General features: G+C 33.5%; 20 protein-coding genes. 7 read left to right on the top strand and 13 right to left on the bottom strand.

Annotated elements, in window-relative coordinates; all coding sequences use genetic code 11:
• Positions 1-3: 3 nt before the first annotated feature.
• The 4 genes from C3729_RS09380 to C3729_RS09365 all read right to left on the bottom strand — a co-directional run bounded on the left by C3729_RS09380 (position 4) and on the right by C3729_RS09365 (position 4062).
• On the bottom strand, positions 4-1095 hold the full coding sequence (locus C3729_RS09380) for a DUF4407 domain-containing protein (RefSeq protein WP_104793975.1): 1092 nt from the start codon (positions 1093-1095) through the stop codon (positions 4-6).
• Positions 1096-1251: 156 nt separating this feature from the next.
• Entirely contained in the window at positions 1252-1806 is a 555-nt protein-coding gene (ruvC, locus tag C3729_RS09375) for a crossover junction endodeoxyribonuclease RuvC (protein WP_104793897.1), read from the bottom strand.
• A 37-nt stretch (positions 1807-1843) separates the two neighbouring features.
• On the bottom strand, positions 1844-2893 hold the full coding sequence (locus C3729_RS09370) for a hypothetical protein (RefSeq protein ID WP_104793896.1): 1050 nt from the start codon (positions 2891-2893) through the stop codon (positions 1844-1846).
• A gap of 113 nt (positions 2894-3006) precedes the next feature.
• Positions 3007-4062 (bottom strand): fatty acid desaturase, encoded by a 1056-nt coding sequence (locus C3729_RS09365; protein WP_069798839.1) that lies wholly within the window; start codon positions 4060-4062, stop codon positions 3007-3009.
• A 103-nt stretch (positions 4063-4165) separates the two neighbouring features.
• Between C3729_RS09365 and C3729_RS09360 the strand changes: the two genes are divergently transcribed.
• Positions 4166-5086, top strand: coding sequence for an MBL fold metallo-hydrolase (locus C3729_RS09360; RefSeq protein WP_133159967.1), 921 nt, complete (start codon positions 4166-4168; stop codon positions 5084-5086).
• 57 nt (positions 5087-5143) lie between these two features.
• Here C3729_RS09360 and C3729_RS09355 read toward each other — a convergent pair whose 3' ends face one another.
• Entirely contained in the window at positions 5144-8506 is a 3363-nt protein-coding gene (locus C3729_RS09355) for a methylmalonyl-CoA mutase family protein (protein ID WP_104793894.1), read from the bottom strand.
• Between the two features lie 80 nt (positions 8507-8586).
• On the opposite strand from C3729_RS09355, the gene C3729_RS09350 reads away from it, so the two are divergent.
• From C3729_RS09350 to rpsB, 4 genes are all read left to right on the top strand, one after another.
• Positions 8587-8919, top strand: coding sequence for a hypothetical protein (locus C3729_RS09350; RefSeq protein WP_104793893.1), 333 nt, complete (start codon positions 8587-8589; stop codon positions 8917-8919).
• A gap of 123 nt (positions 8920-9042) precedes the next feature.
• Positions 9043-9498: a 50S ribosomal protein L13 gene (gene rplM / locus C3729_RS09345; protein ID WP_069800991.1), complete on the top strand. Its 456-nt coding sequence runs from the start codon at positions 9043-9045 to the stop codon at positions 9496-9498.
• A gap of 2 nt (positions 9499-9500) precedes the next feature.
• On the top strand, positions 9501-9887 hold the full coding sequence (gene rpsI, locus C3729_RS09340; protein WP_069800989.1) for a 30S ribosomal protein S9: 387 nt from the start codon (positions 9501-9503) through the stop codon (positions 9885-9887).
• A 129-nt stretch (positions 9888-10016) separates the two neighbouring features.
• Positions 10017-10775: a 30S ribosomal protein S2 gene (gene rpsB, locus C3729_RS09335; RefSeq protein ID WP_069800987.1), complete on the top strand. Its 759-nt coding sequence runs from the start codon at positions 10017-10019 to the stop codon at positions 10773-10775.
• A gap of 55 nt (positions 10776-10830) precedes the next feature.
• On the opposite strand, the gene trmB is transcribed toward rpsB, so the two are convergent.
• From trmB to C3729_RS09310, 5 genes are all read right to left on the bottom strand, one after another.
• Entirely contained in the window at positions 10831-11514 is a 684-nt protein-coding gene (trmB, locus tag C3729_RS09330; RefSeq protein WP_104793892.1) for a tRNA (guanosine(46)-N7)-methyltransferase TrmB, read from the bottom strand.
• Between the two features lie 80 nt (positions 11515-11594).
• Positions 11595-12386 (bottom strand): hypothetical protein, encoded by a 792-nt coding sequence (locus C3729_RS09325; RefSeq protein WP_104793891.1) that lies wholly within the window; start codon positions 12384-12386, stop codon positions 11595-11597.
• Positions 12387-12581: 195 nt separating this feature from the next.
• Positions 12582-14186, bottom strand: a complete 1605-nt coding sequence (locus tag C3729_RS09320; RefSeq protein WP_104793890.1) for a hypothetical protein — start codon at positions 14184-14186, stop codon at positions 12582-12584.
• 221 nt (positions 14187-14407) lie between these two features.
• Positions 14408-15196, bottom strand: coding sequence for an SDR family oxidoreductase (locus C3729_RS09315; RefSeq protein WP_104793889.1), 789 nt, complete (start codon positions 15194-15196; stop codon positions 14408-14410).
• A 27-nt stretch (positions 15197-15223) separates the two neighbouring features.
• The gene (locus C3729_RS09310) at positions 15224-16480 is read right to left on the bottom strand and encodes a 3-phosphoshikimate 1-carboxyvinyltransferase (protein WP_104793888.1); all 1257 of its coding nucleotides are present in this window, start codon (positions 16478-16480) and stop codon (positions 15224-15226) included.
• A 96-nt stretch (positions 16481-16576) separates the two neighbouring features.
• Between C3729_RS09310 and C3729_RS09305 the strand changes: the two genes are divergently transcribed.
• Positions 16577-16870: a GNAT family N-acetyltransferase gene (locus C3729_RS09305; protein ID WP_104793887.1), complete on the top strand. Its 294-nt coding sequence runs from the start codon at positions 16577-16579 to the stop codon at positions 16868-16870.
• A gap of 31 nt (positions 16871-16901) precedes the next feature.
• On the opposite strand, the gene C3729_RS09300 is transcribed toward C3729_RS09305, so the two are convergent.
• The 3 genes from C3729_RS09300 to smpB form a co-directional block, all read right to left on the bottom strand.
• On the bottom strand, positions 16902-17642 hold the full coding sequence (locus C3729_RS09300; protein ID WP_104793886.1) for a YebC/PmpR family DNA-binding transcriptional regulator: 741 nt from the start codon (positions 17640-17642) through the stop codon (positions 16902-16904).
• 93 nt (positions 17643-17735) lie between these two features.
• The gene (locus tag C3729_RS09295) at positions 17736-19169 is read right to left on the bottom strand and encodes an OmpA family protein (RefSeq protein ID WP_104793885.1); all 1434 of its coding nucleotides are present in this window, start codon (positions 19167-19169) and stop codon (positions 17736-17738) included.
• Positions 19170-19236: 67 nt separating this feature from the next.
• Positions 19237-19695, bottom strand: coding sequence for an SsrA-binding protein SmpB (smpB, locus tag C3729_RS09290; protein WP_069800967.1), 459 nt, complete (start codon positions 19693-19695; stop codon positions 19237-19239).
• 373 nt (positions 19696-20068) lie between these two features.
• Here smpB and C3729_RS09285 point away from each other — a divergent pair, with 373 nt between their 5' ends.
• Positions 20069-21694 (top strand): ABC-F family ATP-binding cassette domain-containing protein, encoded by a 1626-nt coding sequence (locus C3729_RS09285; RefSeq protein WP_069800965.1) that lies wholly within the window; start codon positions 20069-20071, stop codon positions 21692-21694.
• Positions 21695-21732: the final 38 nt, after the last annotated feature.

Here is a 21732-nt window from a genome sequence, read left to right as displayed (position 1 = left end):
ATTTTATTTTCCCAGATTATTTTTGAAATTCTCTATTCTAAAATCTGTAGCGGCGTTTCCTTTTTCTATTTTTTCTTTAGAATACAGTCGATAATCGTTTTCGGTTTTATCGAGAAGATAATCATAAGGTCCAACTGAGGAAATTAGCTTCACCAAAACAGGAGAAATTTCTAGCGTAATAAACATCATCATAATGAAAAATGACGCAAGAGCCATGATAGAATTAGTATCTCCCAATTCTGAAAGTGCTTGTAATCTCGCAGCAAAACCATCAAATTTATTTTCGGCTTGTTCAGAATTTTTCTGTTCGGTTTGTAGATTTTGATACACACCAGAAATTTGAGAATCCAAATATTTCAATCTCGGCTCCATTTGTTTTTGGTAATTTTCTAAATCTTTTCTGCGTTGTTCTTTCAGTTCAGATTTTCTTTTAGCATTTGTTCCGAAGCCTACTTTTCCTGAAGTTAAACCCGTTTTTGTTCCTAGAATTTCTTTTTCTAATTCCACCGCAGCAGAATCATAAGAAGCTTGATATGTGGCAATTTGTTTCTGAATTTTTTGTTTTTCTTCTGCAAAAGGACCAGATTGCTGCAAAATTCTACCATTCATGGTTTTCTGCAATTCGGTTTTATTTCTTTGGATGATAGTGTTCAACTGCTTATTGACTTCTTTTTCAAAAATTTTCAATTCCAAAGGTTTTGAAATCACAATTCCAAGAAAAGTTGCCAAAATCAAACGCGGAACTGCCATGAAAAATTGATTCCAAAAACTTCCTGTTTTATTGATGGAAGAGACAATATATCTGTCGAGATTAAAAATCATTAATCCCCATAAAATCCCAAATCCAGTCGAAATCCAAACATCTTCGAAAACCGTAAACATGGCATAACTTGCAGAAAGTGTGGCAAAAACAGCAGTAAAAAGTACAATTCCGCCAATTCCTGCATATTTATTCCATTCACTTGGAGATTTTTGTAAAATATGTAGATTAGAACCAGAACACATCATCAGAAATTTCTGAAATCCGTTCATTTGGTGATATATTCCACTTTTGGTAGGAATATTTTTATCGGGAGTTTGCGTTTTATTTTCCATAGGAATATTTTTTGATTGGTCGAATAATAACGCAACAATGTTACGAATAGTATTAGGTTTTACACAGTAAAATACTTGTAAAATCAATTTACAATTTTAAATTATTGAATTACAGCAAACTAAAATTTAATTTTACAAAATTTAGAAATCTTAAATTTACTTCAATCGATCAGGATTTTGTTTCAAAAAACTTGCCCAACCAGTGTAATTTTTATCATTTTCAGGTTTTCCCAGATTGAAACTGTGACAAACCGCCACTGCTAAACCATCAGAAGCATCTAGATATTTGGTAGGAAATTCTTTCATCGCAAGAAGATTTTGTAGCATTCCTGCAACTTGTTCTTTGCTGGCGTTTCCGTTTCCAGTAATCGCCATTTTTACTTTTTTAGGAGAATATTCGGTGATGGGAATTTCACGATGAAGACTTGCAGCCATTGCTACTCCTTGAGCTCTTCCTAGTTTGAGCATAGATTGTACGTTTTTCCCGAAAAATGGAGCTTCTAGAGCAACTTCATCTGGATGAAATTCGTCTATTAAAGCTAAAGTTTTGTCAAAAATCCTCTTGAGTTTCGTTTCGTGATTGGGTTCTTTTTTCATTACCAATTCTTCGATGGCAATGAGTTTCATTTTTCCTTTATGAACAGAAATAATCCCGAAACCCATTACAGAAGTTCCCGGGTCAATTCCCAAAATGATTTTTTCGGCTTGCATAAGGCAAATGTAGAGTTTTTTTTCTTTAGAAATAAAGCTATCTCACGTTAGAATTTTTATAATTTCTAATCACAAAATTGAGTCCAGTTTCTAGAATTTCTCCCATAGATTCACATTTTTTGAACTGAATGCTATAAGTAAGTTTGTGCAATCCTGCTTTCAATTCTTCTACATGTTCTGGTTTAGAAATCTCATCTCTTTTCATAATTTCTAACAAATGAGGCAACCTTCCGTCTGTACTGGCGCGTTTTGCAATGGCAGAACGAACTTCTTTTCGGTATTGTTCGATGGAATTGGGTTTAAGTCTATCATAAACCATTTCTACCATTTTCTTGTTTTCTTTGAAATATTGAGGCAGATAAATTTTGAGATTTCCTTCGTAGCATTGTTGGTCAAAATCAATTGGACGAATTCTATACACCACTTGGTCAAAATCATGTGCAGGAATCACCACGTAATTGTAAGAACGCATATCTCCGAGTAAACCGATGAGACATCTTTCGTTAAATTTCACAAATTCTTTGGCAATTTGAGCTTTTTCCTGAGGTGAACAATGGTCTAAATGCTTTTCTATAAAGACATCTCCAGGAATTCCTAAAATATGTTCCTCAATTAAAGTGTCTTTGTACAAAAGGAAATTAATACGATTAGGAGAAAGAATTTCTTCTAATTCCAGTCCATAAATTCTAGAAGCATCTGCTTTTTTAATGTAAAAATTGGTATAATTATCATTCAGAATATTTCTTACTCTAATTCTAAATGGTTTAGAGTTCCCAAACGTACAAAAATGAATAGAATCTACCTTCAAAAAAGGAAGTACATCTACATCTCCATCAGAATGTAAAAGCGTATAAATTTTATTGAGATTGGCTTCGATTTCGGCGTGTTCAAATTCTGGGTAATACACATTGAGCCAAAGTGTGTCCTTGCCTTCTTTATCATTAACAGGCATATAATCTGAAAAACGCAATAAATCATCATAATAAAATCTGATATTGGTAAGTCGATGATTTTTTTCCAAATAATCCATCAATTCTGGATTTACGGGATACATTGGTTTTCTGAATTCTATTTTTACGTCTTTCATCCTCCTGAATTTGTCTTTTCAAAGATACAAAATCTTTTGTAGGGCTTTTCTTTAACCTCTACAAAAAACCTCCAAGAAAATCTTGAAGGTTTGAAATATCATGTGAAATAATTTTATGCTTTTACAGGAATGGTTTTCAGTTGTCTGAAGGTAATCATTCTGTAATTTTCTTCGTCCCAAAGTGTATAAAAAGCATATTTAATACTGCTTAATAACGTAATAGTGGTCACATATTTTTGGAAAATAGGATTCTCCTTGCTGCATTTTTCTAATTTATAGAAAGGAACTTTCGGAGCCAAATGGTGAATGTGATGATACCCAATATTTCCTGTAAAAAAGTTGAAAATTTTTGGCAATTTATAATAAGAACTTCCTTTAATTGCTGCTAAAAGATATTGCCAATCTTCTTTCCATGCTTTGTAATTTGGGTCGTGCTGATGTTGCATGTAAAAAAACCAAATCGCTGTAAACGCAAACGTGATAAGAATAGGAATGTATAAAAGTGCTAATTTTTTAAAACCTTCGATAAGGTCAAAACTTGGCAAACTTAAAATCACTCCTAAAATGGCAAAAAATCCTAATAAGTATAAATTAGTTCTCAATAGTGTTAAACGTTCTTTTTCCCAACCTTTGAATTTGATAAAAGGAATTCTGTTGTGAATAAAAATGTAGTAAATCGGTCCCAAAACAAACATTACAGGAACGGAACGATAAATTCTGTATTTAATCTTTCCCCAATTAGAAAGTTCGTTGTATTCTCTCACCGTCAACAATGTAACATCTCCGATGGTTCTGGTATCTAATTGTCCTTGGTGTGCATGATGATGATTATGAGATCGTGCCCAATATTTGTATGGAATACACGTCATCAAACTCATTAGAAATCCTGTTCTATCATTTTTAGTTCTGTCTGGAAAAAAAGATTGATGCCCACAATCATGCTGAATAATAAAAATTCTGGTTAAAAATAATCCTGCCAAAAAGCAAATTCCTAAAGCGCCCCAAAATTGAAATTCATAAACTATGGCTGCCGCTATAAAAAGCAAACCGAAAGGTAAAACCGTTTTCCAAACCTCTTTTCTTGCTAATTTTACTTCTGGTGTAGCATAAGGTTTGATGAGTTCCTTCCAGTTTTTTAAGTCGTTAATAATGTTTTGTTCTCCTCTCATTTAATTATTTGTTAAAAAGACAAAGATATTATTCTATGAATAAAATTTATAAATTTTAAGACTATTTAACGTATAAATAATTAAATTCGTGAAAAATAAAATCATGAATCGCAAAGAATTTCTTACCACTTCTCTTGGCGCAACTTTAGGCGTTGCTATTTTGCCTCAATTATGGTCTTGTACTTCTCAGAGAACTGTTTTTGAAGTTTTAAAATCTTCAAAAGGGGACATTTCTAAAATAAGAGGAAATGTAAGCAGTTTCACCAATCGTGGCGGAACCGTAGGTTTGTTAGAAACCAAAGATTCATTTGTAGTTATTGATTCTCAATTTCCAGATTTTATCCAACCTTTAATTGACTCTATTTCTCAAGTCAAAGGAAAACCGATTGAGTTTCTTTGCAACACGCATCATCACGGAGATCACACTGCAGGAAATTTCGCTTTTAAAAATTTGACTCAAAAAATTGTGGCACAAAAAAATGTTCCAGAATTACAGAAAAATGCAGCAGAACTTGCTAAAAATTTAGATAAGCAGGTATATGCTAATATTTTATTTGACGACCAATATCTCATCAAATCTGGTGGAGAAAGAATAACCGCTTATCATTTCGGAGCTGGACATACGTTTGGAGACGCAATGTATCATTTCGAAAAAGACAATGTGGTTCACATGGGAGATTTAATGTTCATCAACATGATTCCTGTTTATCGAGTAAAAGATGGTTCTAATTTTAGAAGTTGGATTTCTGTTTTAGAAAAAGCTATTTCTACTTTTGATAAAGACACTTTATTTATTTTCGGGCACGCTCCCGATAAAAATCTCACAAAAGGAAATCTAGAAAATCTTACCGAAATGAGAAATTTCTTAGAAGCAAGCGCAGATTTTATTAAAAAATCTCTCGCCGAAGGAAAAACCACAGAACAACTTACTGAAAATCTAGTAATTCCAAAATTTGAAAACCGAAAAGCCATGAACAAAGATTTCACCAAAACCTTTGTAGAAGGAATTGCTAGTCAGTTGTAACAAAAAAACTCCAGAGAATTCTCTGGAGTTTTTAAATTTTTGGAAGCCGAACTTCGGCTACATGTTTCTTCTGTATTTTCCACCCACTTCGAAAAGTGCGTTGGTTATTTGTCCGAGAGAGCAATATTTCACCGCTTCCATCATCACTTCGAATAAGTTTTTCTGATTGATCGCAGCCATTTGAAGTTTCTGCAACCATTCATGAGTTTTATCTTCGTTGGATTTCTGGAAATTCTCTAAATTCTGAATCTGCAATTGCTTTTCTTCTTCAGTAGAACGAATTACTTCTCCTGGTAAAACCGTTGGCGAACCATCTTTTCCGAGGAAAGTATTCACGCCGATAATTGGATATTCTCCTGTATGTTTTAACCATTCGTAATGCATGGATTCCTCCTGAATTTTAGAACGCTGATACATGGTTTCCATTGCTCCTAGAACTCCGCCTCGTTCTGTAATTCTGTCAAATTCTGCATAAACTGCTTCTTCTACCAAATCCGTCAATTCTTCAATAATGAAAGAACCTTGAAGCGGATTTTCATTTTTCGCTAAACCTAATTCTTTGTTGATAATCAACTGAATCGCCATTGCTCTACGTACAGATTCTTCAGTTGGCGTGGTAATCGCTTCATCATAAGCATTGGTATGCAACGAGTTACAGTTGTCATAAATTGCGTACAACGCTTGAAGCGTAGTTCTGATATCGTTAAAATCAATTTCTTGTGCGTGAAGTGAACGACCAGAAGTTTGAATGTGGTACTTCAACATTTGACTTCTTTCATCAGCTCCATATTTAAGTTTCATTGCTTTTGCCCAAATTCTTCTCGCTACTCTACCGATTACCGCATATTCTGGATCAATTCCGTTAGAGAAAAAGAACGATAAATTCGGAGCAAAATCATTGATATTCATTCCTCGGCTCAAATAATATTCCACATACGTGAAACCATTTGCCAAAGTAAATGCCAACTGAGAAATAGGATTCGCGCCAGCTTCAGCAATGTGATAACCAGAAATAGAAACCGAGTAGAAATTTCTCACTTTATTTTGAATGAAATATTCCTGAACATCGCCCATCAATCTCAAAGCAAATTCCGTAGAAAAAATACACGTATTCTGTGCTTGGTCTTCCTTCAAAATATCGGCTTGAACTGTTCCACGAACTGTAGCAATAGTTTGTGCTTTTATTTTTTGATACGTTTCAGCATCTACAATTTCATCACCAGTTAAACCTAGAAGTTTTAAACCCAATCCGTTATTAGATTCTGGCAAATTACCATTATAAACTGGTCTTTTTAAGCCTTTATCATCAAATTTTGCTTTGAGTTTTTCATCAACTTTAGACCAAAGATTGTTTTCTTCAATGTATTTTTCTACGTTTTGGTCGATGGCTGCATTCATGAAAAATGCCAAAATCATTGGAGCTGGCCCATTAATCGTCATCGAGACTGAAGTCAATGCATTGATTAAATCAAAACCTGAATATAATTTTTTAGCGTCATCTAAAGTCGCGATAGAAACACCTGCATTCCCAATTTTCCCGTAAATATCTGGTGGAAAAGCAGGATCTTGACCATATAAAGTCACAGAATCAAACGCTGTAGAAAGTCTTTTCGCAGGCATTTCCGCCGAAACATAGTGGAATCTTCTGTTGGTACGTTCTGGACCGCCTTCACCTGCAAACATTCTGGTAGGATCTTCACCTGTTCTTTTGAAAGGATAAATTCCCGAAGTGTAAGGAAACGCACCTGGAACGTTTTCTTGACCTTTCCAACGAATTAAATCGCCCCAATCTTGGAATTTTGGCAAAGCAATTTTTGGAATTTTAAGATGCGAAAGTGATTCGTATTTGGTTTCTACCTTAATTTCTTTTCCTCGAACCAAATAAGAGAAACTGTCTTGTTGCATTTCTTCTTTGAAATGATGCCAACCCTGAAGGAACAATCTGTTTTCTTCCGAAAGTTCTTTTTTGGTTTTTAGGAAAACTTTTTCAAGTTTATCAGTAGTATGTTCATCATCTGTAATCAGTGCTTTAGCACCTTCAATAAGGTACATTTTCTTAGCAATTAGCGCTTGCTCTTCAACTTGTTTGTCGTAATTTTTATTATTATCTACGATTTCAGAAAGATAACGAACTCTTTTCGGTGGAATAATGGTAGATTCTTCCGAAACGTTTTGCTCTTCGTATGATTTTAAATCTAATGAAGTGAATTTAGCATTTACTTTTTCAATCAATGCATTGTACAAAGCGGTAGTTCCCCAATCGTTAAACTGACTTGCCTTCGTAGAAAAAACTGGCATTTCCTCCAATGGTTTTTCCCACAATTGGTGGTTACGCTGAAACTGTTTTCTCACCGCTTGAATGGCATCTAAAGCTCCTCTTTTGTCAGATTTATTCAATGCAATTAAATCTGCATAATCTAGCATATCAATTTTTTCTAACTGCGTAGAAGCACCGTATTCTGGTGTCATTACATACATAGAAACATCTGCAATTTCAGTAATTTCTGAACCAGATTGACCAATTCCCGAAGTTTCCAAAATAATAATATCTGGATTTGAAATCTTCAAAACATCTAATGCAGAATGAATGTAAGGCGAAACCGAAACATTGTTTTCACGCGTTGCCATAGAACGCATGTAAACTCTAGAATCATTGATGGAATTCATACGGATTCTATCACCAAGAAGCGCACCTCCTGTTTTCTTTTTAGAAGGATCTACAGAAATAATCGCTATTTTTTTATCTGCATTTGCTCTTAAAAATCTACGCACCAATTCATCTGTTAACGAAGATTTACCAGCGCCTCCAGTTCCTGTAATCCCGATGATGGGAATATTGAAATGTTTTGCTTTTTCTTTTAATGCTTCAACCAATTCTGGTTTCTCATCTGAGAAGTTTTCTACTGCAGAAATCACTTGAGCGATAGATTTAGCATCTTCAAATTTGATATTTTCAATGTCAGAAACGGTGATATTTTCGCCTGTAGCAAAATCAGATTTTTGAACCAAATCATCAATCATTCCTTGCAATCCCATTTCTCTACCATCATCTGGAGAATAAATTCTGTCGATTCCGTACTCCATCAAATCTTTAATTTCTTCGGGAAGAATTACTCCACCACCTCCACCAAAAGTTTTGATTTGAGGAGAGTTCTTCTCACGAAGTAAATCATAGATGTATTTAAAATATTCATTGTGACCGCCTTGATAAGACGTAAGTGCAATAGCGTTTGCATCTTCTTGAATAGCACAGTTTACTACTTCTTCTGCAGATTTATCATGACCAAGGTGAATAACTTCGCATCCTGTTCCTTGAATCACTCTTCGCATTATGTTAATGGCAGCGTCATGTCCGTCAAAAAGTGAGGCTGCTGTAACTACTCTTACCTTGTTGTTAGGTTGATATTTTTGGGTTTCCATAAATAACTTTTCGATAGGTCTCAAAGATAGAAAAATCCCGAGAATTGAAAAATTAAGTATTTTTGTAAAAATTTTAAAACATGAAGAGAGCTTTATTGTATACAATAGCAGGAACCTTAATCAGTTTTTTAATCAATCATTTTTTACTAGAAAGTGGTGGATTATGGCTAGAACTTTTTTACAGTTTTGCTTTCGGATTAGCTTGGGGAATGGCTTTTTATTTAGACAATCCTGTTATTTCTTTGCCGAAAAAACTAGGAATTTCTTTTGGCGCGATGATTTTTTTAGTACTGATTGGCGCTTTCATTTTTGATTTAGAAAAGGCTTTACCTTCTGTTTTTAAGTTTTCTATAGTATTTGTGGGGTATTATTTACTGGCAAGTTTCAGAAACAACAAGTCCTTAAGAGATTGAAAATTAATTTTTTAAGGTTAAATTTACGTTTAAATCTTGATAAAGTTTTTCAATTCCAAAAAAAATTAATACCTTTGCACACCTTTTTAGGGGAAAATTATGTTTAATCGTAAACGATAATAAGTGAATACATTAAGTTACAAAACCGTATCAGCTAACAAAGCTACCGCTAAGAAAGAATGGGTTGTGGTAGATGCAGCTGGGCAACCGTTAGGAAGATTAGCTTCTAAAGTTGCAAAGATTTTGAGAGGTAAGCACAAAACGAATTACACTCCACACGTAGACTGTGGTGATAACGTAATCGTTTTGAATGCAGAACAAGTTGCTTTATCTGGCAACAAGTGGGCAGACAAAGAATACATTTGGCATACTGGATATCCAGGTGGTCAAAAATCGTTAACTGCTGAAGAAGTGCACAAAAAAGACAATTGTAAATTGGTAGAAAAATCTGTAAAAGGAATGTTACCAAAAAACAAATTAGGAAGTGTTATCTACAAGAATTTGTATGTATACGCTGGGTCTGAGCATAAGCACGAAGCACAGCAACCAAAAGTTATTAACCTTAACGAAATTAAATAATTATGTCTATAGTTCACAAGATTGGAAGAAGAAAAACTTCTGTAGCTAGAGTTTACGTGAAACCAGGTACTGGTAACATCACTGTAAATGGTAAAGATGCAAAAACTTACTTCTGTACTGACATGTTAGTATATAAAGTAAACCAACCGTTCTTATTAACTGAAACTGTAGGTCAGTACGATGTTACTGTAAACGTTTTCGGTGGTGGAATTACAGGTCAAGCTGAAGCAATTAGACTAGGGATTTCTAGAGCACTATGTGCAATTAATGAAGAAAACAGATTAGCGCTTAAGCCAGCTGGTCTTCTTACTAGAGACGCTAGAATGGTAGAAAGAAAAAAACCAGGTCAGAAAAAAGCAAGAAAGAGATTCCAATTCTCAAAACGTTAATCTTTTTTCTCGGTTTATTTACAAATTATTACAAAAATTGCCCGTTATGTTTAGCACCCAAACTTTACTCCCATCCAACGTAAAGTTGATTGCTTAAAAGCGGAACGTAAACTAACAAAAATTAAAAAAATGGCAAAAGCACAAGTTAAAGACTTATTAGAAGCAGGCGTACACTTTGGTCACATGACTAGAAAGTGGAATCCTAATATGGCTCCATACATTTTCATGGAGAAAAACGGTATTCACATTATCGATTTGCATAAAACTGCAGTGAAATTAGATGAAGCTTGCAACGCTTTAGAAAAAATTACTTCTGCAGGAAAAAAAGTTCTTTTCGTGGCTACTAAAAAACAAGCTAAAGAAGTAGTAGCAAAACACGCATCAGAACTTAACATGCCTTACATCACTGAAAGATGGCCAGGTGGAATGTTAACTAACTTCGTTACAATCAGAAAAGCGGTTAAGAAAATGAACGCTATCGATAAAATGAAGAAAGATGGAACATTCGAAACTTTATCTAAAAAAGAAAGATTACAAGTAGACAGACAAAGAGCTAACTTAGAGAAGAACTTAGGTTCTATCGCTGACATGGTTAGACTTCCTTCTGCTGTATTCGTAGTAGATATTATGAGAGAACACATCGCTGTAACTGAAGCTAAAAAACTAGGTATTCCTGTATTTGGTATCGTAGATACTAACTCAGATCCTAGAAAAGTAGACTTCGTAATTCCAGGAAACGATGATGCTTCTAAATCTATTGACATGATTCTTTCTGTAGTATCAGAATCTATCAAAGAAGGTCAATCTCAAAGAAAAGCTGATAAAGAAAAATCTAAAGAAGGTGAAAAAGTAACTGCTGATGCAGATAAAGACTTTGACGCTGAATAATTTTTCGAAAATCATACAACAAAAAAACTCTCAAGAATTTCTTGAGAGTTTTTTTTTATTTTTGATTCAATCTAAATTTAATATAGGTAATGGTTTTGCCTTTAGCAGAAAACAATTCCTCATAATAAGTTTTTATTTCCCTTAGATAGAGAGTATCTGGTTCATATTCTGGCGCTCCATATATATCATGGTGAGCGGTTAGAATTTCGTGGCCATATCCTTGTAAAATCCCCAAAGTATAACCATGCAGAAACTCAGAATCTGTTTTCAAATGAATAATTGCGGAAGGTTTCAGAATTTTTTTGTAGCGATTTAAAAAATCTGGATGGGTGAGTCTATGCTTCCCTCTTCTGTATTTAATCTGAGGGTCTGGAAAGGTAATCCAGATTTCATCAACTTCATTTTCATCAAAAAAGCAATCTATCAATTCAATTTGGGTACGTAAAAAAGCTGCGTTATTTAAACCTTTTTCTACAGCTTCTTTTGCTCCAAACCAAAATCTTGCTCCTTTAATATCTACTCCGATAAAATTTTTCTCAGGAAAAGCTTTTGCCATTCCTACACTATACTCACCTTTACCACAACCAAGCTCTAGAACAATAGGATTGTCGTTTTTAAAAACCTTTTCTCTCCATTTTCCCTTTAGCTCAAAATTACCTAAAGCTTCTTCTCTAGTTGGTTGTATTACATTTGAAAGTCTTCTATTTTCTTCAAATCTTGTTATTTTATTCTTCCCCACAAGTCAATTTTTAAGAAAGCAAAGATATAATTATTTTAAATTTAATAAAAATTAGGAAGATGGAATTGCCCTATCATTGTTTAATTTAAAACTTCTTGAAGGTGAGAGTTGCGTAATCTTTTTTGATAAATAGGCAAATATTTTTCTATAGAGACTTTTACAGCCTCATAATTAGCCACATCTAAATAAATTTTCAAATTATCAGAAGTATATACAAATTGCAGAAAATTATCAACTAAATGTACGGGAACCTTTAATCTGGTAAAATAATCATCACCCAAATAAGCTTTAATATTTTTAATGCCAATTTGCATTCTTTCATATTCTTGAAGCCTTTGTTTTTTCTTAGCTTGCCCCGAAATTACATCATAAAGACTTTCTAAACCGATACTTAAACCTCCATTCGCTAAGCTTGCAACAGGAGTTATTGGTGGAGTTCCATCACCTTTTGGAGCTGGTAAACCTATTATTTTCGCTATTTCTAGAGAAGATTTTTTAGAATCTAAAGTGCGAACATCTTTTCTAAGATTTCCCGTAGGTTTAAATCTACTCAAAATCACTTCTTGAATTTCTCTATAAGCCACTTCGAGTTCTATCAAATTTCGAGGATTTTCAAGCAATTGAGGAGTAATTTTGATGTCTTTTCGCTCCGAAACAATTGAGGTAAATCTTATTACATCTCCTACTTTTGCAGGAATTTTAAATTCTCCAGTATAAGAAGTAAGATACGTTCTCTGTTCATTGAGATTGGTAACATAAATCTGATTGAGATAGAAAGAAGATTTATCTCGCATAAATAGAGTTCCAGAAAAAGTTTGAGCGCTTATTGTAGTTAAAAACAGCAAACAGCTTAGTAATAAAATTCGCTTCATAAATATGGAGCAAAAATACTTTGTTTTTCGGACTAAATAAAACGTTGATAACTAAAATTATAGTTAAACTTCTATTAAACTTTTTTTTCAACTGTTAATAATTGTTAGAAGAAACTCAAGGATTCTAAAAAAAATTAACATTCTGGGAATTTCGCTTTATTTTAAAGCACTTTAGAGAATTTTTTTTGGAGAAATTTAAAACTTACTGATGATTCCCCAATGAATTTTAGTGTCTTGGAATTTAAATGGATTATTAAATTCTTGTCCGTTGGAAATCTGAAAAGTCATCAAACCAATCGGTAATAAAAAATTAAAACCCAGTCCGAAACTATAGAGTTTAGAGGTAGTTTTCAATGAAGAATTTCTCACATTAGCCAATTGCCCGAAAACATCAAAAAATGCTTGATTACTCACCAAATAACGATATTCTACTCCACCAAAAGCATAAAAATCGGTAAAAAGAGACTGTTCATTAAAACCTCGAAATGAATTATAACCACCAATTCTGAAAAGTTCATTAGTAGTAATTTCTCCATCTGAATCCAGCATTGCAGATTCTGCTTTCACATTGAAATAATGATTTCCTTTGATGTGAAAATTACGCTCTGCAAAGAGAAAATAACGGGTTTGTTGAAAAGTTTTATCTAAATTTTGATAAAAAGAACTGAGTAAATCTGCCTCGCCAATAATTTTGGTTTTGTAAACAAAAAGCGGTTCTTCCGAAGTTTCTGTAAATTCGTAAAAAGCTCCAATTCCTTTTTTGCTAAAATCTTGCCCTGAAGTATAAGTATCATCTAAAACCGAAGAAATTTCAAAATTTCCTCTCGCTCCAATTTTATGTTTGGACGAAAGATGAAAATACAACGCTGGACGAAATTTCACATTGGCAAAAGTAGAATCTTGACGGTAAATATTCATATTGAGATTCGTGCCGATGTTAGAACCAAAAAGATACGGAATATCGGTTAGTAAATCGAAGTTTTGTCCGCTTTGTTGGTTTCTTTGCCAATACAAAGAAATAGTCTCAAAACTATTAAAAACGTTCTTCAGATTGAGATTAATGCTTCCTGTGAAACTAAACTTCTTCTTGTCATTATTCCCAAAACCTATAATTCCATCAAAATTATTGGCTTTTTTCTTCTGAAAAGTAAGATAAATTTGCGTAGAATCTTTCGTGAAAAGAGTTTGCGGAGTTTTTTCTAACATCAAAAACGGATGATTTTCTAACCGAGAATTGATTTTCAGCAGATTAACATCATCATACGTTTTTCCTACAAATTCTTTTTCTAAGTTTTTGATAAAACGTTTCGGAACTTTGGTGAATCCTTGCAAAACAAAACCATTGATTACTCTTTTATCTCCTTTGAAAACGGAGATTTCAACTTTCGGAACATCATTTTCAAGGCCTAAAAATTGTGTTTTCACTCGGTTGAATGCAAAACCTTCATTGGTGTATCTTTGGTTGATATTTTGTTTGAGAGAATCTAAATTTTTGGTAAAAATTTCAGGTTTTGATTTTAAAAACAAAGCAGTTTCTGACGAAAATTTCACTTTGGCTTCATTGAAATTTTTGCCTTTGTCAAAAACGATTTTTGTGGTTTTCTCTACTTTTTCAACATTTAAAATCTTGGTCAAATAATAATTGTTTTCCACTAAAGAATCTAGAAATTTCACCGCAGAAAGTGAGTCTTTTTTTACAAATTCTTTTTGGGTTTGAACATCAACTAAGATGAATTGTTTCTGTTGGGATTTCAGAAAAAAAGGAAGAAAAATTAGGAATATGTATAGATTTTTTTTCACGCAATGTCGCAAAGATGATTACGCAAAGAACGCAAATTTTTATTGAATTAGTATTTGGTAATCGCCACCAATGCACAAATAAACATTATAAAAATAAACTTTAGCAGCTTTTTAAAATTAAACTCTGGCTGATTTAACAAATTTTGCAGATTGAAACTGTTAATAAATCAGCACAATCAGCGAAAAAAATCTATAAATTTATTCGTGTATTCGTGGCAACCTTAATCCATTTTATTATACTTCTTCATCAGATTTTCATAGGTTTTCTGCGGAAGAATCCATTTGAGAGGCACGCCTATTTTTTGCCCGAACTTCCCGAAATAATAATGTGCTTTCCAAGATTTTTTTTCTAAAAGTTTTTCGATGTAAAAAGCCACTTCTAAAGGTTCTGTTCCTTCGTCAACGTGAGCATTCATCAAAGAATATACTTTGTCAAAAACATTTTTATACGGTTCTGAAACTTGAGTTTTCACTCTATTTTCTGCGATTTTGGTTTTAATATCTCCCAAATGTAAACTGCAAACTTCTACATTCCATTGATAAACTTCGTAACGCATTGCTTCTACCACTTTATCCAGCGCAGATTTCGAAGCCGAATAAAATCCACGAAACGGAAGTCCCATTTCTGAACCTATACTCGAAACATTGATGATTTTTCCGAATTTTTGTTCCCGCATTTTTGGCATTACCGCGCTCATCATTTGCACTGCCCCAACTAAATTCAGGTTGAATAGCTTCAAAATGTCTTCTTTGGTAGAATCTTCAACAGCGCCTACCATTCCCATTCCTGCATTATTGATGAGCACATCTATTCTACTTTCGGTCTTTAGAATATCTGAAATCGCAGCTTGAACTTGTGTGTTATCTGTAATATCGGTTGGAATCGTAGTAAAATATTGACTTTCCACAATTTTTCGACTTAAACCAAAAACTTTATGTCCTTTTTCTCCGAAATATTCAGCGAGTGTAAAGCCAATTCCTGTGGAAGTTCCAGTTATTATTATTGTCATCGACTATTATTTTTATTAAAAAAATCATTACGATTTCTCCGTAATCTCAAAAAAATCCGTCCAAAAATCTGGATAAGATTTTTCTACCACGTCTTCGTTTTGTATGTCTAATTCTTTTACCAAAGCAAACGGCGCAAAACTCATCGCCATTCTGTGATCGTTGTACGTTGCAATAGAAATCTCACTATTTGACTCAAAAAATTCTAAAGATTTGATGGAATTTTCGGTAATTTCTGTTCTACAACCTATTTTTTCTAATTCATTTTGGAGTGCAACCAATCTGTCGGTTTCCTTTACTTTCAAAGTTCCTAAACCTGAAATTTCAAAAGGTAATTTTAGCGCAACACACGTTACACAAACCGTTTGTGCAATATCTGGACAATCATTCATATCCAAAACAAATTTTTCTGGATATTGAAAATGAGTATCTGGAAGTAATGTAATTTTATTCTCTCCTGCATCAGAAATGGTATTTACTCCAAAAAATTTCAAATAAATTTCCTTCAAAGCAGAATCTCCTTGTAATGAATGAGCATAAAAACTCTTGAGATGCATTTTTTTCTTACCAATTGCCACCAAAGAATAAAAATAAGAAGCAGAACTCCAATCGCTTTCCACGATGTAATGCTTAATCTTAGAAGAGTGATAATGCCTATCTAATTTTTGATTCGATAAAGATGACGCTGCACTTAATATTTTTATAGTATTTCCTTCAAAATGTGTTTCAACTCCGATATCTTTTAAGATTTTAAGTGTCATTTTAATATAAGAACGAGAGGTAATTTCGCCTTGCAAATCTATTTCTAAACCGTTTTCTAAACTTGCACCTATCAATAATAATGACGTAATAAACTGTGAAGAAATATTGGCAGGGATTTTCACAAAATTCTTTTCAATTTTCTTTCCGTGAATTTCTAAAGGCGGAAAACCTTCGCTTTCTAAATAATTAATTTCTGCACCTAATTCACGCAATGCATCAACCAAAGGTTTTATAGGTCTCTGTTTCATCCTTTCCGAACCAGTAAGAATGGTTTTTCTTCCTTCTTGAATGGCATAAAATGAGGTCAAAAAACGCATTGCAGTTCCAGCGTGATGGATATCTACTATTTCAGAATCTTCGTTGAGTGCTTTTTGTAAAAGTTGAGTATCTTGACTATTTGAAAGGTTTTCTATTTTTAAATCTCCAAATAATTTGCCCAAAATAAGCAATCGATTCGAGATGCTTTTCGAACCTGTAATGGAAATAGTTTTTCCGTCTAAAAGATGTGATTTTGAAATTTTCATAATTTACAGAAATGCTAAATTATAAGGAAATTTAATCAAATGCAATTATATGATGTTCGAATTTTAAAATTTCTTACTTTTATAAAAATTTAGATTATGAATTTAACTTTTGAAAATCATAAAAACGGAAACGGAGGCTTTATTTCTCTTAAAAATGAAAGCGAAGAAATCGGAAGACTGACTTACACGATTCAGCCAGAGAAAAACACACTGATTATTTCTTATGTAATGGTTTTTCCTAAATTCGAGGGACAAGGAATGGGAAAAAAACTCGTAGAAAAAGGCATAGAATTTTCGAGAGAAAACAAATGGATTATTATTCCGCATTGTTCTTATGCTCGTTCTGTAATGCTAAGAATGAAAGATATAGAAGATGTATTTCCTCAATAAAAAAAGCCGCAAAATTTGTGGCTTTTTATTTTTATAGAGAATTCATTAATTCGTCTGTAATTTCCATATTGTGGTAAACGTTTTGCACATCATCATCATCTTCGAAACGTTCTAGCATTTTCATATTGGCTTTGAACTGTTCTTCGTTTACTTCTTTGGTATTATTTGCAATTCTTTGTAGTTCCGCACTTTTAGCTTCTATGCCTAAATCATCTAATTTATGAGACATAGAACCAAAATCTTCAAATGCAGTGGTAATCATCACTTCTTCTTCGTCGCTATCAATATCTTCTGCACCACCATCAATCATTTCCATCTCGAAGTCATCCCAATCCATTTTGATTAAAGATTTATCTATGGTGAAAATTCCTTTTCTATCAAAGATGAAAGCTAACTCCCCGTTCTTACCTAAATTACCATCAAACTTATTGAAAATTGCTCTTACGTTTGCAACCGTTCTGGTAGAGTTATTCGTTGTACACTCTACGAAGAAAGCTACACCACCTTGTCCATATCCTTCATAAGTAACCTCATCATAATGTTCTGCATCTGCTCCAGAAGCTTTCTTAATCGCTCTTTCTACATTATCTTTAGGCATATTTGCCCCTTTTGCATTTTGAATACATCTTCTAAGAGCAGGATTAGAATCTGGATCTGGACCACCAGCTTTTACTGCAATAGCAATATCTTTCCCAATTTTAGAAAATGTTTTGGCCATTTTATCCCATCGAGCCATTTTTGAAGCCTTTCTATATTCGAATGCGCGTCCCATAATTTGATATTTTACGTTTGCAAAAATAAGAAAATTAGCACAAAAAAACACCCTTAAAAATAAGGGTGTTTAAATTTATCTTAAAATAATTGATTATTTTTTAGATTTTTTTGGAGCTGGAACATCTGATTTTTGGATAGCATCCCAATCAGCAGCAGAAATAGCTTCTACAACTACTCTTCTGTCTGATAATCTTTCAGCGTCAGATGCAGTTTCAGCTACAGTAGCTTTAGCTTCACCAACACCTCTTGATTTAAGTTGTTCAGGAGCTACACCTCTAGCTTCTAAAGCAGCAACAACAGAAGCGGCTCTTTGTCTAGAAAGTTTTAAATTGTAAGCATCAGAACCTTTTTTATCTGTTCTACCTTCGATTAAGAATTTACCAGCAGGGAAATCTTTAATGTAAGCAGCAGCTTGGTCTAATTTTTCTTTAGATTCTGGTCTGATTGTAGCTTTGTTGAAATCAAATAAGATATCGTTTAATGCTTTAGTTACATCATCAGCTACGTTAACATCAGTTCTTGGGCAACCGTTATACTGAGCTAAACCAGCAACTGTAGGACAAGCATCATCTTTATCAAGGATACCGTCACCATCTGTATCTGGCCAAGGGCAACCATTGTTTGCAGCAGGACCTGCTACTGATGGACAAGCGTCATCTTTGTCAAGAACACCATCACCATCTGTATCTGGCCAAGGACAACCGTTATTTTCTACTGGACCAGCAACTTCTGGACAGTTATCATCTTTATCAGCAACTCCATCACCGTCTGTATCAGGACAACCTTGGAATTGAGCTAAACCAGGTACGTCTGGACAAGCATCGTCTTTATCTTTAATACCATCTTTGTCTTTATCTGTGTTACCGAATCTGAACATTAATGAAGCAGAAGCTTGCCAAAAATCAGCAACGTTTGAATTATTTCCAGGGGTAGAAACATAATCTCCTTGTAAATTAAATCCAAAGTTTTTTGTCAACCATAAATTTGCACCTAACCCCGCAGCAGCTGTAAAATGGTTTGCTTTTCCAGTTACATCATCACTATTATAAGTCCCTCTTAATACATCATTAGCATAATCATAACTTGGGAAAGTAAGACCTGAATAATCATGTCTTAAATAGTTGGCTCCAACTCTTGCATACGGATCAAACCATGATTCTTCATTCCAAAGGCTAGCAAATTTAAATTGCAAACCAAGACCTGTTTGCAAGAAGAATTCTTTACCCATTGCAAATCTCTTGTTGTCTACATTTCCAACTGAAGTTTGCCAATCAAGAACGAAATACTTGTTAAGGTTTCTTGCAACAGTTAATTTTGACAAAGGAGGTGTAATAGTATAGTTGTTAAGTGTGAAAACTTGATCAAAGTTATCAAATACTTTGCCAACACCACCGTTAGCAACTCCCATATGATTCACTCCATGTGCACCAACTCCGATAACCCAAGGGTTAGAAGTAGTCTGAGCGAAAGCAGTAGAGGCAAGTGTAAGTGCCAATGCTGAAATTCCTAATTTTAGATTTTTCATAGAATTAAATGATTAAATAATTGATAATGCAAAATAAACACAAAATATCGTTAAAAACAAAGTTTTTTTAGGTTTTCTTTAATATTCTGTCTAAATTTCTTTTATTTTCTCTGTTTTTTATTGTTTCTCTTTTATCAAAAAGTTTCTTCCCTTTTCCTAGTGCTATAAGCATTTTTGCCTTTCCTCTGTCATTAATGTATAGCTTTAATGGCACTATAGTCATCCCTACATCCTTCAACTTCCTTTGAAACTTTTGCAATTCTTTTTTGTGTAATAAGAGTTTACGCTCTCTTTTGATTTTATGATTATAAAAAGTTCCCAATTTATACTCATCAATACTCATATTCACAACGAATAGCTCATTTTCTATAAATTGACAAAAACTCTCTGTAATAGATGCTTTAGAAGAACGTAGCGCTTTAATTTCGGTTCCCGTAAGAACAATTCCTGCTTCTATCTGTTCTAAAATTTCATATTCGAATTTTGCTCGTTTATTTAAAATATTTATGGTTTTTTCTATCTTCATTGTATACTGCAAATGTCTAATTATTGCTAAAATATAAATTTACATAATTTATATTAAAGTTTATAAAATTTTACCATTTTTATTGAATTCTGAAATCTTCATTAAAATGACAAATGACTTGAAAAACCTTGAAACAAGCACCAAAGCACGTGCCAAATTTAGTTTTTCCACTCATTTTAATTTAATTAAATAACCAACTTACTGATAATCATTTATTAAAATTTATTAATTTTTTATGAATCAAATAATTTTAAAGGTCAATTTACTCACCCTAGAAATCTATTTTCCTTTATAATAATTCATTCTTTATCCGAAACTTAGCCTCGAAATACCAAATTCTTTTCTTACTTTTGCGCCAAATTTACGAAACAATATGTTAACAGTATCTAATTTATCACTACAATTCGGGAAGAGAGTTTTATTTGACGAAGTAAACATCATGTTTACCAAGGGAAATTGCTACGGAATCATCGGAGCAAATGGCGCAGGAAAATCTACTTTTCTGAAAATTTTAACAGGAAAACAAGAACCAACTACAGGAAATGTATCACTAGAACCTGGCAAAAGAATGTCTGTTCTAGAGCAGGATCACTTTGCTTACGATAATTTTACCGTTTTAGAAACTGTATTAAGAGGAAATAAAAAACTCTTCGAAATCAAAGAAGAAATGGATGCGCTTTATGCTAAAGAGGATTTCTCTGATGCAGACGGAATTAAAGCTGGAGAACTCGGTGTAATCTATGACGAAATGGGAGGCTGGAACGCAGAATCAGATGCGCAAACCATGCTTTCTAACGTGGGAATCAAAGACGAAATGCACTGGCAAATGATGGGAGAGCTAGAAAACAAAGACAAAGTAAAAGTTCTCTTGGCTCAAGCACTTTTCGGAAATCCAGATGTTTTGATTTTGGACGAACCTACCAATGACTTAGATATTGACACCATCGCTTGGTTAGAAGATTTCTTAGCAGATTATGAAAATACAGTAATTGTAGTTTCTCACGACCGTCACTTCTTAGATACCGTTTGTACGCACATTGGTGACTTAGATTATTCTAAATTAAACCTTTATACAGGTAACTACTCTTTCTGGTATCAAGCTTCTCAGTTAGCAACAAGACAACGTCAACAAGCGAATAAAAAAGCTGAGGAAAAGAAAAAAGAATTACAAGATTTCATTGCTCGATTCAGTTCTAACGTTGCTAAAGCAAAACAGGCAACTGCTAGAAAGAAAATGATTGAAAAACTGAATATTGATGATATAAAACCTACTTCAAGACGTTATCCTGCAATTATTTTCGAAATGGAAAGGGAAGCAGGTGACCAAATTCTTGAAGTAAAAGATTTAGAAAAAACCAAAGACGGCGAATTGCTTTTCTCTAACGTAGATATTAAGTTAAAGAAAGGAGACAAAGTAGCTATCATTTCTAAAAACTCTTTGGCAATTTCAGAATTTTTCGAAATTATTTCTGGAAATGCAACTGCAGATAAAGGAGAGTACAATTGGGGAGTTACTACGAACCAATCTTACATGCCTCTTGACAATACTGATTTCTTTCAAGATAAGAGCTTAAATTTAGTAGACTGGTTAAGACAATTCACTAAAAATGATGAAGAAAGACACGAAGAATTCATGCGTGGTTTCCTTGGCAGAATGCTATTCTCGGGAGACGAAGCACTGAAATCTTGTACCGTACTTTCTGGAGGTGAAAAAATGAGATGTATGTTCTCTAGAATGATGCTTCAAAAAGCAAACGTTTTACTTTTAGACGAACCAACCAACCACTTAGACTTAGAAAGTATCACTACACTGAACAACTCACTGTCTAATTTCAAAGGAAACATTTTATTAGCTTCTCATGACCACGAAATGCTTCAAACGGTTTGTAACAGAATCATAGAACTTACGCCAAAAGGTGTTATCGATAGAGATATGACTTACGATGAATATCTAGAAGACAAAAAAATCAAAGAATTACAACAACAAATGTATTCTTAAGCTGAAAGGCTAATGTAAAAAATAAACCGCTCAAAAAT

Source organism: Cloacibacterium normanense (assembly GCF_002943105.1).
GTDB lineage: Bacteria > Bacteroidota > Bacteroidia > Flavobacteriales > Weeksellaceae > Cloacibacterium.
The sequence above is the reverse complement of the archived record's forward strand: the minus strand, read 5'-3'. Positions and strand labels throughout refer to the sequence as shown.